Origin of the sequence: Arenibacter lacus, from assembly GCF_008711145.1 — a bacterium.
GTDB classification, from domain to species: Bacteria; Bacteroidota; Bacteroidia; order Flavobacteriales; family Flavobacteriaceae; genus Arenibacter; species Arenibacter amylolyticus.
The window spans coordinates 1-12,758 of record NZ_VVIN01000078.1 but is presented as its reverse complement, the minus strand read 5'-3'; the positions used below and the strand labels follow the sequence as shown (position 1 = coordinate 12,758).

Genomic DNA, 12,758 nt, shown 5'->3' with positions numbered 1-12,758 from the left:
TGCAACGATTCCGTACTGGCGGCAAAAGCGGATAGCCCGAAAGCCGCTCTTATTTTCAATCCCTTAATAACCCTAAAGCACTTTCCACAACTTAACAGACCGTAGATTTTTTGCTGCCCTGATAAACGTACTACTTACGAACCGATTGGTCGAACTTTAAGGTAGGCAGCAAAAAAAGGGAAAGCCCGAAGCTGCTCTAATTTTTATTGCAAATAACCTTCTAACGGCCCAGCTATAAGCAGTGTGGTGGCAAGCATTCACTTACCTTTCCCGACACTCCCGTAGCAAAAGCTTTGAGGGTTTGGTTATTTTTTATTCTCTAGGCAAAACTGAGAAGGTTTTGCTCCTCATAAATATAGACAAAACTTTGATTTGAACACTAAGGCCCGCATTGCTTATAGGTTTTGTTAGCGGATTTATGTGACCCCAACCATAGCCTTAAGGACGAGCCACAATTACAATCCCCGTGGTTTTTGCCGCATTTTCCATCCAGCGACAGACCTTAACGGACAGAAATATAGTTTAGCTGATTTATTAAACTTCTGCGGATACGGACAAGCCTAAAGTCGACCTGCGTACCGATTGCGCAACGATTCCGTACAGGCGGCAAAAGCGGATAGCCCAACCGCTGCTCTTTTCAAAATCCCAGGCCATTCCCAAAGGAGATACTGCACATTGACAAACCGTGGATTTTTGCTTTTCTGATAAACGTACTGCTTGCGTACTGCTAAGAAAACTCTAGGGTAAAAGCAAAAATGGGTAAGCCCCGAAGATTATCTTTTTTTATCCCACATATTTCCGCTAACGTAAGTGTATGGTATGTATTGGTTATATATCTATTTTATTAAAACTACTAATCTAAGGGATTAATTATGTTTTTAAAAGTATTTGTTGCCACATGGGTGTAAATTTCCGTTGTTTTACTAGATCCATGCCCCAATAATACCTGTATTTGTCTAAGATCTACCCCAGATTCCAACAGGTGGGTGGCAAAACTATGGCGCAATACGTGCGGACTCACTGTTTGTTTAACGCCTGCTTTAATGGCTGCGTCCTTCACTAATTGCAATACACTATTTGCACTGTATTTACCTGCCTTTCTACCTTCAAACAAATACATTCGCGGCTTCCATTCCCTATAATACGCCCTAAGATCTGCTAAGGCGGTGTTGGAGAGTAAGGTGTATCTATCCTTATTACCCTTAGAGCCTTCTACCCGTATCAACATCCGTTTACTGTCCACATCGGTAAGCTTTAAATTAATCAGTTCGCTACGCCGCAATCCTGCGCTATACAGCAATTGAATAATGCATCTATGCTTTAAATTATTGGCACTAGCTATCATTGCCAAAACTTCATCCTTAGAAATTACGGTAGGCAACTTAAATTCTTTTCGGGGTCGCTCTATGGCATAAAAACGGTTAGGCATGCCCAACACTACTTCGTAATAGAACTTTATGGCGTTTATAGCCTGATTTAAATAGGAATTGGAAACATTGTTGTGAATTTTTTCCTGAAGAAAGGCCCTTATATCACTTTCGTCAATAGCATACAATTCCTTTTCTTTATAATAGTTGATGAACATCTCAAAAAAGCTAACATAGATACGAACCGTACTATTGGAATACCTCTTTAGCTCCAGTTTTAAAAGGTATTCTTCTGGACAAGCTCGGTATCCCGGGGGAAGTTTTCTTTTACGAAACCAAGCTACATCCACATTTTCGTTGTGGCTGTTTACCGGTTTATTTGGATAAAAGCGGTTGAAATTAATCCAAACCACCCCCCTAAAGGTATCCAACAATAATTCTAGATGCTCCTTGGTATTGGGGATGTATGCCATTTGGTGCTGTTCGCTCCATTTAGGATCTGGTAGCCCTTTTACTAATCCTTGAATTAGCTTATCAGGAGCAAATTTTATCCCGATCTTCTTTACATCGTTGATCATCAGATGGTAAAGCGTTATGGATTTTATGGCATTCATGTAACAAGTTTAACTATAAACTGGGTCAAAAGCCGTATATTATGAGTATAATCTTTGTGTAAAATGGCTACTACTAAAACATGTCCTGTGTGTGAAGGCCCCGTAATCGGTAGGTCGGACAAGAAATTTTGCTCCATTAAATGCAGGTCCATCAATCAGTACGAAAATCGTCAGCTAACTGAAGCTTTCTTTCTAGAAGTGGATAGGCAACTAAAAATAAATCGGAAAATTTTAAAAAAATACAATCGGTCCGGATTTACCACTATCCGAAGATCCCAATTATTTGAGGAGGGATTTAACCCAACCTTCTTCACCCATTACTGGAAAAACCCTAAAGGTGAGGTCTATCTTTTCGTATATGAATTTGGATTTTTAAAGAAAAGCGTCAACGGAAAGCAAAAGTATGTATTGGTCACCTGGCAACCCTATATGAACACCTCAAAAAAGTACTTCTAAAAACTGCCCCACCTTACCTATAAAGGGTGAAATGACCCATAAACCGTTGTTTGTCCTGGTCATTGGCATTTACCTCATACCAATAATCCCCCGTTGGCAACTCCCTGCCTTCATAAGTACCGTCCCATCCCGATACCTGATCCAATACCGCCACTACCCTACCGTAACGGTCATAGATCTTCACCTCCATATTGGGGAAAAACTCCCTATTCCCTGGAAACCACTCATCGTTCTTACCATCCCCGTTGGGCGTAAAGAAATTTGGGATTTTTAACATCCCTGTAAACTTAAAGGGAACGGCCAGGGTAGACTCGCACCCGTAGCTATCTACCACTCTAACGGTAACATTGGCATCCTCATAGGAGAAGAATTCCACACGCTCACCAGCGGATTGCCCTTGGAAGAAGTATTCATATCCTCCAAAGCCTCCCGTGGCCATTGCAGTAAGCTTATTAGGACCGGTTTTTGTAACGCTCAGGGAAAGGGGCTCATAGGCATCAACCGAAAATTCCACCTCCGTGCTACACCCATTCTCATGATAAATATACACCGTATGGTCTCCCGCAGGTAAATCGCCAAAGTGGGTCTGGGTATTGGCTACAGCCATATTGTCCACATTTAAAGAGAAGAGCAATTGGGGAAGCAGGTTGGTTTGGGCCATACTAATAGTCACCGTATTGTTGGGAAATATCCCCTCGCACCCATAATCTACAATCGCTTCGGCCTGTAAGTCTACCCCTATCGGAATAGGAACCGTCACATTGGTTTCGCACCCCATAGCATCCCGGATAAATACCACATAGGTCTCCCCGCCCACCAGATTATCTAATAATAGAGCATCGTTACGCACAAACACCTCATCCCCAACCGAATTGGGACCTATAATTTTGGTCTCATAATACTCCGCTCCACTAAGAACATCCACAAATGGGGTTCCTCCGCCAACTGTTAATTGGGCTGAACCGTCCGAAGCATTGATACAAGTTTCGGGGGTAGTTGCAAAGGAGGTAGACAGTGCATCTGGTTCTAATATAATTAAGGTTCTTTTTTCATTACATCCCTTTTCATCCTGAATCAATATTTCATAGGAGCCAGGTGCAAGGTCTGTAAAAGTATACACATTGGGATTTAAGGGATCGCTGAAAAACTTATTGAAGTTAGGGGAGATGGCAAACTGTATTAGCCCCTCCCCGCCCGAAGTTACTTCAACCGCAATAGTTCCATCCTGCAATCCATTACACGATATCGGATTGGCCGTAGCGTTAAATTCAATTTGGGCCGGCCTTGTAATTATCAATGGGCCTTTTACATCCCCACAACTTAGTCCGCTAGTAACTCCAATATAATAATTAGTCCCCTCTGGTAGCCCTTCAAAAGTACCATCGTCCTGTGCTGCTCTTACAATGCTTGCCGATGGATTGGGAGCGAAAGGATCACCAGGATCTCCCAGATAGAGGGTGTATAGATAGTTACCTACCCCACCAGCAGCAAAGGATTCTATTCTTCCATCCAATTCAGTGGCACAAGAAATATCATCTGGTAAATTAGGAACCAGCTCTACCTGCTCTGCATCTACAAGACTAATTCCTTGAGATCGTACACTATTACAGACATTAGCCCCAGATACTTCCTTCTTACGAATATCATATTGATAAAACCCAGGTCCAACATCAATCAGGACTACACTACCCATCATATCCGTATAAGGGTCAGTAGGCGCGGCATTATAAGCTCTATATTCATATACATACCCCACTTCCGGATTCGCTACACTGAGTCTTATCTGTCCCTGTCCCCCACAACCAGGTGCCTGTACTTGTACCAATCTAGGTTGTATAGGTGCGGGCGGAGTAACGTAATAGGGTTGGGTACGTCCAATGCACTCATAGCTAGAAGAAACTTCTATAGCGTACCAACCTGCGCTGATAAATCCGCCCGAAGCACCTTCAAACCTGGGGGAATCCTGTAATCCGCCCCTAGATAGCTCATCGGTGATATCATTGCTTCCCAAATAGATGAGCTGGTATTTATAACCTGCTCCCATTACACCGCCCGAAGCTCCTGCTACGGCGGTTAACGCATCTCCGCTGGTAGGGTCAAAAGCCTCCAAAACCGCATTATTACCGCCCGGGCAAACTAGACCTTGGGGCTCCCTTATCCCAGCAATTATAGGGTCTATGGCATTAAGCGTTACATCTATTGTAGCCTCGCACCCCTCTATATCCCGTATACTTACCCTATAATTACCACTAGTGAGATTATCGAACTCATTGACTGCCCCAAATGCCACAGTTTCTACAAAAATATTGCTCCCCAAAGGAGTTTCTATAGCGAGGGAATATTCATAGGGCACAATATCCCAACCTCCCAATCCTGTGGCTTCTATCTTACCATTATTATCATTACAACTTACGTTACCTATTTCTACTGCGCTAACAGCCAAGGGCCCATTGGGCGTTCTAATAGTGGCCACATTGCTACTTCCAGTGCAATAAGGAACATCATCCGAACTAATAACCACATAAAAGTTACCCCCTGGCAGGCCCGTAATTACTTCTGGATTGTTAGTGGTACTTAAGGTGCCTGTACTAAGTGGTGTAGAAGCAGTTAAATCGTCGCTGCTATACACCGTATAGGTATAATCTCCTGTATAATTACTTACGGATACTGTTAATTCCCCATCATTGGCACCAAAACAGCTAATTGGCTTGGCTTCGTTGATTATCACAGTAGGTTCCTCTGGCTCATGTACCGTATGTTTGGGCAAGGGATAGGTACATCCCCCACTATTATCCGTAATTTCTAAGAGATAATCCCCTGCTGCTGGTAAATCTACCAACGCAAAACTCCCTCCATTTACCGTCACTGGAGCTACCGGAATCACCGAATTGATGTTAATTGTAAAATCGGTGGTTCCTACCACCTCTATCCTTATCTGTTCCGGGTCCTGACAGTTAAGATTGCTTACCACGCTTAAGGTGGGAACCACTTCTGTAGGCGGATTTATGGTAGGCACATTAAATTGGGCCCTACACCCATTGCCATCTATCGCATAAACAGTAATGTTTTGCGGGGTACCATTGTCTATTATTTCAAAAGTATTGGAGGTTTGATAGTTTTCATAGCCCGTAATACTATACTGATATCCAGCCCCCAAGGTCCCCGGATCTACCACATTCACTGTGATTAGGGTAGAACTATACCTATTGGCCCCTACTTCACAGGCAAAATCCGGCGCACTGGCAGTAATGGAAAAGTCTAAAGGCTCCTCAATTTCTATTAAACCCGACACTGCCTCACAACCCCTTGCAGAAACTACTTCTACTTCGTATCTACCAGAGGAAAGACTCCCAAAGGAACCGGAATTATTGTTGGCAATAGCCACCCTCGTATCAAAATTTACCAAGCGGTAATCTATAGGACTATCTACATCGGTACCTGCTTGAAGGATAATGCTAATACTTCCATCGTTGGCACCAAAACAGGAAATATCCTGTTCATTTATATCGAGGATAACCGGAGGTACTGGATTCTCTAAAGTGATTGTAACCGTATCATTACAACCAGTTTCCACATCAACTATTTGCACGCTATAATTCCCTGTGGCGATTCCAGAAAAAACACCCGCTAATCGGTCGCCTACTATGGGTGCACCAATATTGGTCCCACCATCATCTTGCAATTGATAGCTAAAATTATCGCTTCCCCCTACTACCTCAACCCTTATTTCCCCGTCTGCTACCAAACAGGTGGGTGCTACAGAGAATCCTCCCGTTACGGCAAGAAACTCGTACACCTCTGCAGTAGCTTGACTGGTACAACCATTGGCATCAACCACATACACGGGATAAGATCCAGGGCTGTTCACATAAAAAGTAGCTTCATATACCGCACCATTTAAGACCCCAATTTGGGTATCCCCTCCCAACGTAAACCTGGGGGTATCCACACTATTGGGTATAGAAACATTCACCTCAAAGGTGGTAGCGGTTACCACACATTGGTTCGCCACCACGATGGTAGGTGGTGGTAATATCGGATCTAAATCAATCACCGTTGCAATATCAAAGGAAGTACATCCACTAGCATCCCTTACATATACATCATAACTACCAGCTGCTGCAAAGAAGGTTGTCTCTAATATAAAATCCCCTGGGGACGGAATATCCCCTTGTGGCATATATGCAAATTCATAGGGCCCTCCCGCCCCTCCCGACCCTTGGACCGTAATGGAGCCGAAGGCATTACAATTGGCAGGGCGTTCCGCTAAAATGTCGATAGAGGGTAGATTTTGGTCTACTAAAATAGTAACCGCATCCGTACAATCATCGGTTAAATTAGTTACCAAAATTTGATAATCTCCCGGCAAGGTTAAATAATTATTAGAATATGGAACCGCTCCTGGCGTTACATTTTCTATAAGTATTGTTGAACCGTTATTATTGTTGACCAGTTCAATTCTTAGATCATCTCCAAGGGCAAATCCATCTACGGTATATATTATTTCCCCGTTTCTGTATAAATCACAAAATCCGGCTGTAGAACTAGCAGTCACGTTCAACGGGGAAGGTCCGTCCACAGGATCAATTACATCTATGTACGTACAACCGGTAGCCGTATCCAATACCTCAACGGTATAAGACACCCCAAACTGCAATCCGTTAAAAGTATGTCTTCTTGGTGGCAGATTTACCGGTACAAAAGCATTTACGGGAAATTCCACCAAGCGGATCTCAAATGGACCGGTACCCCCAACGATCTCAACTGTGTTAGTAAAACCTGTTGCACTACAAGCGGGCAAGGGAACCGGATCTGGAATAACGCTTACCGTGTTTTGATTTATTGTCACGGTATCCACATCCCTACAACCAGCGCTATCCAAGGTCACTACGGTATAATTCCCGGGAGCCAGCCCTGGAAAACTCTCAGTTGTACTGGACGTTGGACCAACCCGGGCAATCTCCACACCAAATTGATTTTGTAGAATATAGGTGAAATCCGGAGTTCCGCCAGTTACATTGGTTACCTGGATTTCTCCCGAAACCACAGAAAGGCTACAGGTGGCATTAACAGCTACCACAGTGGCATCTGGCCCAGGATCGGCATTGGTGCCAATTGTCCTACTATCTACAAACTCACATCCCCTAGAGTCCCTAACCGTAAAGCCATAGGTTTGTCCCGCGTTTAAATTGGAATAAATGGTCTGAGATGAAAAACCTCGCCCATCAAAATCAATCTCATAGGGTGGTACGCCTATTGTTGCATCGGGGGTTATGGTAATAATACCGTTATCGGTTCGCCCACAGCTGGCATCAATTACATCTGCCGTTGCGTTTATGGCCATGGGAGGTTCCATTATGATTGGATTGGATTCTGCCACACACTCTTCATTATCGGTTATTCTAATTACATAAGTGCCTGGTGCGGTGGTGGGAATTAAAAAATTACTGGACACCAAGGGTTGAGGTAGTCCAAAGCTTACTCCATTGTCGGAGCTAATTTCATAAACTTTGGATCCAGCCCCCGTTCGGTATCCCCCAGAAACACGGACACGTACCTCCCCAGGAAGACCACCACAAGGGATTTCTGTTTCTATACTCGTAGTAACCCGCAACCTAGGGTTCACCGTAATATTTTCTTGGGCCGAACAATTGTTGGCATCCGTTACCTCAATGGTATAATTACCAGGGGCCACTCCCGTAAACACTGGACTGGCCTGCCAAGAAGTAAGGCCGTTAATACGGTATTGATGACTGGCAGACGGTGCGCTTCCGGCGGTTGAGTTTACTGCTAGTACAGCACCTGTTCCTGGAACATAACAAAGATCCGAAGCTGCCGCATCTAAGGTAATGGTAGGTGGGGTTATGGCCGAAAGGGAAAACGTAAAGGTCTCTACACATCCCTCGGCGTCGGTAACCTCCAAAGTATAGCTTCCTTCCTGGCTTAAGTTTCCAAAGGTTCGGTTAGAGGTAGGTCCCACTACTGCTCCTAGTGGAGGTATTAAAGTATAACTATAACTACCCCATCCGCCCGAAGCATTGGCCACTACCCTACCTCTATTGTTATTGGCACAGCTCATAGCGGTTACCGCAGCGGTGAGTGATAACGGACTAGAGGGTTCCGAAATGGTTATGGAAGCCGTGTCTGTACACCCTGTATCAAGGTCGGTCACCGTAATTACATAGGTGCCAGCAGCAGACGGTGGCAAAGCGACTTCATTACCACTTTGCGGAGCACTTTCCGGTCCGCCGTTGATATTATACGAATAGCTATTGGCAAATCCGTCTATAAGATAGCTGCCCGTACCATCACTAGCTCCCGTACAGACCTGGGTATCCCCTCCAGATTTTACCCGCGCCCTTATAGAACTTATATTTGCCGGGGTAAAACTACTGGTATACGTACAACCATTAACATCGGTCACTCTAAATTGGTAGGCGGTGGAAGTATCCAATCCTGTAAATACATCATTGGTGCCATTGTCCATGATAGGACCAGGGCTAATTACCTCATATTTGGCTATCGCAAAATTACTGGTAACAGTTAATTGCACATCCGCCGTACCTAAGGAGCAGTTTACATTGCTTTGATTAAAGGCGATTGCCGTTGGTGGATCTATATCATTAATAGTAATTGGAGGCAACTCTAAGCGGCACCCACCACTATCCCTAATTATGGGGGTATAGGTGCCAGGAGCTAAATTGGTATAAGTAGTCTGTGTACTGAAGTTCGATGGATCGTCCCCGGAAATACTAAAAACATACCCGCTCCCAGAACCTCCCGAAAAAGGTCCTTGAAATTCTATTCCGCCCCCTACAGCACCTCCCATGCCATCACAGGTCCTGTCCGTTATTTTCACGGCATTTCCAGCTATGGTCCCTGTAGTGGCCACGGTTACAGACGATGGTAAATCTAAAATACAATCGAAACCACCTTGTTGGTAACGCACCTGAATATTGCTATAGGTTCCTGCAGAAACATTTACCAATGGGTTGGTACTCCAAACATCACTAGGACTTGCCCTATAGGATAAGTTATACCCCTTGGCATCCAGTACATTAAAATGTAGCTTGGCGCCCCCATTGGTACACGTACCATCAATTCCACTTACCACAATATCTGGCGGCGTTAACTCTTCCACACTGGCAGAAGCGGTAATAGTACAACCGTTACTATCGGTAATTACAAAATTATAATCCCCCGGGCTAGTAACCGTATAAACGGCACTCCCTGAAAAGGGACTGCTAGCGGGTCCCGTGCCATTCACTACAAAGGTATAAGGCGCCATACCGCCCGTAGTCCTTACCGTTATATCCACACTGGGAACACTACAACCAAAACTATTATTGACCTCCGTAGCGGCATCCAAGGCTACAATTCCGTCGCCAATAACAATGGGATTTCCATGGATATCCATATCCTGGGAAGGAGGTGGAATTCCTAATGAGGCATCTCCTTTACATTGTTGCGTTTCTACCCGTACGCTATAGGTCCCAAAGCCAACAGCACTAAATACATAATTGTCTGCCGCAATAAAGGAGGTGAATTCCTGTGGGGTCCCATTCTCATCCAATAGGGTATACTTATAAGGCCCGGGAACGTTCTGTACCACTACTGAAATACTACCTGTATCCCCACTACAAAGGGCGTCTACATAGGTTACATCAATGTCAATATCCCTTTGCTCAATTACAATGGGGTCGTAAAGGTATTCACAGGTGTTCTGGGTGTTTTGAAGCCTTGCTTTTACCACATAGGTCCCAGGCATCAAATTGTCGAAAATAGCACCCTGCCAAGGTCCAAAGCCAGTTCCATTGTCTATACTGTACTCATAGGCACTGGAAAGATTGGTAATTTGAATCCTTCCCGGAGCGCCACAGATAAAGTTTCTTTTTACAAAGGTCTGGGTAATGGTACTTTTCTTTACATTAAAGTAATAATAAGGGCCTGATCCGTTTACCCGTACCCTAAAACCAGCACCGATGGAAGAATCAATAGTGCTTGCATCTATCGTAAAGGTATTACTGGTGCTAATCGTACTCCAACAACTAAGATTGGTATTGGCACAGGCGGCATCTACATTAAAAGTACAGCTCCCACTAGGATTAAATTGTTGCCATTGATAACTGCTATAGGTTCCTTGCAGTGTCACCTGCCTATCGTCAAAATCGCCACAGAGCGCGTAACTAGCCATGGTACTACCATCATTGGAACAGTTTTCCATTGCATCGGCATTGGTAATAATGGTCGCAAACATAGCGGGTGCAACTGCGGCAGATTCAACATTATTCAGAGCAATGCTAGAGGTTTCGGGAGAATCAATTAGTTTCCCTTCATCCCCTTCTACGCCAATGGCTGCTCGCAAAGTAGCGCTAAAAACACCGGCTGCGTTTATAGGTACCACAGACCGAGCGATGGCAGCACTGCCAATAATTGATAAGGCCATCAACAAGGCAACATACCAGAAATACCGTGGATTTCGTGGAAGCATGAGTGAGGTTGGTTATTAAAATATAATTGGAATTGACATCCAACTATATCTTATTGTAGTTATTTATACTTATATTTTTATTTATCTTTAAGCCCTTAAAGCCACATTAATAATCCCTTAACGCACAATTATGAAAAATAGTATCGCATTAGTACTCTTGATGTTTTTAAGTCTGCACATATCTTGCGCACAACAAGATGAAAATGAGGTAAATACCCCAAAGAAGGTTACCTACACCCCTCAATTAGTTGTGGAGGGTATCTCTATTCCTTGGGGAATGGCATTTTTACCGGATGGTAGTATGTTGATAACCGAAAAATCCGGGGAGATTATTCATTTTAAAGATGGCCAAAAGTCGGTTGTAGAAAATGGTCCCACGGTATACAATCGCGGGCAAGGTGGATTGTTGGATATAGCCATAGACCCAGATTACCAAAACAATGGGTGGATATATATTTCTTACGCTTCCGAGGAAGGGGAAGAGAAAGGTGGTAACACCGCTATTATGCGAGCAAAATTAAACGGAAACAGCTTAACGGAGAAGGAAGTACTCTACAAGGCAGGCCCTAATACTACCAGAGGACAGCATTTTGGATCTCGAATTGCTTTTGACAAGGACGGATATCTATATTTCTCCATTGGAGACCGGGGAGATCGGGATGTAAATCCGCAGGATATTACCCGAGATGGAGGAAAGGTATATCGTATCCATAGGGATGGCAGCATCCCATCGGACAATCCGTTTGTAGATAAGGAAGGTGCTAAAACTGCCGTATTTAGCTATGGGCACCGGAACCCACAAGGGATGGTGCAACACCCGGAAACAGGGGCCATCTGGACCAACGAACACGGTCCTATGGGGGGAGACGAAATTAACATTGTTGGAAAAGGAAATAACTACGGCTGGCCGGTGATTACCTACGGGGTGAACTATAGCGGTACACCTATTACCGATGAAACCCAGAGGAAAGGCATGGAAGATCCCCTTTATTACTGGGTACCGTCTATTGCTCCTAGCGGAATGGCCTTTGTAAGCAGTGATAAGTATCCAGAATGGAAAGGAAGTCTATTAGTAGGTTCTCTAAAATTCCAGTATTTGGAGCGTTTAGAACTAAAGGATAACAAGGTAGTGTATCGCGAGAAAATTATGCCAGACATGGGAAGAGTACGAGATGTAAGACAGGCGCCAGACGGATATATCTATGTGGCAGTAGAAGGCAAGGGTATCTATAAACTGGTTCCTAAGGAATAATACCTCCTTTAGGTACCAAAGTAAATATAAAAGCCCCATAAGTATCAATGGGGCAAGCTCAAAAGTTCTGTGAAGTTAAAATTATAAGGTAAGCACAATTACAATAACCTACCTTTGATTAGGCCTTTCAATACTTTTTTCCATCGATGAAATGCGCAGCATTCATGAATTCCTTTAAAAAACAATATGCAAGCCATGAATAAAAAAGTATTCAACCCGCCCGAACGTACGTTTCGGTACGGGCGGGAAAAATCTAGGCTGATTTCTCCTTTCTTGAAATCTATGGGCCTTCCACCGCCACAGCGCCCAGGCCGCTTTCATTATCGTGAAATGCTCTTTGGACGCCTTCCTAACGGCAGGTAAACCTTCCTTAAGCCAATGTGGACCCCCCTCGATTTACTACAAAAGGAGAAAATAGGCCGAAAGCTCTTGAGAGAGGCCACTTGTGAGGCCTTCCTTATCCGCAGAGGACCGAGAAGTAAATGCAACGATTTGCATTTATAGCGAGGGGCCAGTTGGAGCGCTGGCAAAGCTCCGAGATTCAGCTTTTTATTTTTTTAAAAAGCGCGGAGTTTTTG

4 protein-coding genes are annotated in these 12,758 nt (G+C 44.1%); 2 read left to right on the top strand and 2 right to left on the bottom strand.

Features of this window, described 5'->3' with window-relative positions; genetic code table 11:
- Positions 1-853: 853 nt before the first annotated feature.
- Positions 854-1,981: a site-specific tyrosine recombinase/integron integrase gene (gene xerA / locus F1E73_RS15290; RefSeq protein ID WP_191089033.1), complete on the bottom strand. Its 1,128-nt coding sequence runs from the start codon at positions 1,979-1,981 to the stop codon at positions 854-856.
- 63 nt (positions 1,982-2,044) lie between these two features.
- On the opposite strand from xerA, the gene F1E73_RS15285 reads away from it, so the two are divergent.
- The gene (locus F1E73_RS15285) at positions 2,045-2,437 is read left to right on the top strand and encodes a hypothetical protein (protein WP_086478089.1); all 393 of its coding nucleotides are present in this window, start codon (positions 2,045-2,047) and stop codon (positions 2,435-2,437) included.
- A gap of 13 nt (positions 2,438-2,450) precedes the next feature.
- Here the strand turns inward: F1E73_RS15285 and F1E73_RS15280 are convergent, their stop codons facing one another.
- Complete coding sequence (locus tag F1E73_RS15280) at positions 2,451-10,928, bottom strand: T9SS type B sorting domain-containing protein (RefSeq protein WP_150452427.1); 8,478 nt, start codon at positions 10,926-10,928, stop codon at positions 2,451-2,453.
- A 130-nt stretch (positions 10,929-11,058) separates the two neighbouring features.
- Here F1E73_RS15280 and F1E73_RS15275 point away from each other — a divergent pair, with 130 nt between their 5' ends.
- Positions 11,059-12,180, top strand: coding sequence for a PQQ-dependent sugar dehydrogenase (locus tag F1E73_RS15275; RefSeq protein WP_150452426.1), 1,122 nt, complete (start codon positions 11,059-11,061; stop codon positions 12,178-12,180).
- The last annotated feature ends 578 nt before the right edge of the window (positions 12,181-12,758 follow it).

Bases quoted from the DNA above. Each gene is read 5' to 3' on its own strand.
- xerA (WP_191089033.1), bottom strand. From the start codon at position 1,981: ATGAATGCCATAAAATCCATAACGCTTTACCATCTGATGATCAACGAT.
- F1E73_RS15285 (WP_086478089.1), top strand. From the start codon at position 2,045: ATGGCTACTACTAAAACATGTCCTGTGTGTGAAGGCCCCGTAATCGGT.
- F1E73_RS15280 (WP_150452427.1), bottom strand. From the start codon at position 10,928: ATGCTTCCACGAAATCCACGGTATTTCTGGTATGTTGCCTTGTTGATG.
- F1E73_RS15275 (WP_150452426.1), top strand. From the start codon at position 11,059: ATGAAAAATAGTATCGCATTAGTACTCTTGATGTTTTTAAGTCTGCAC.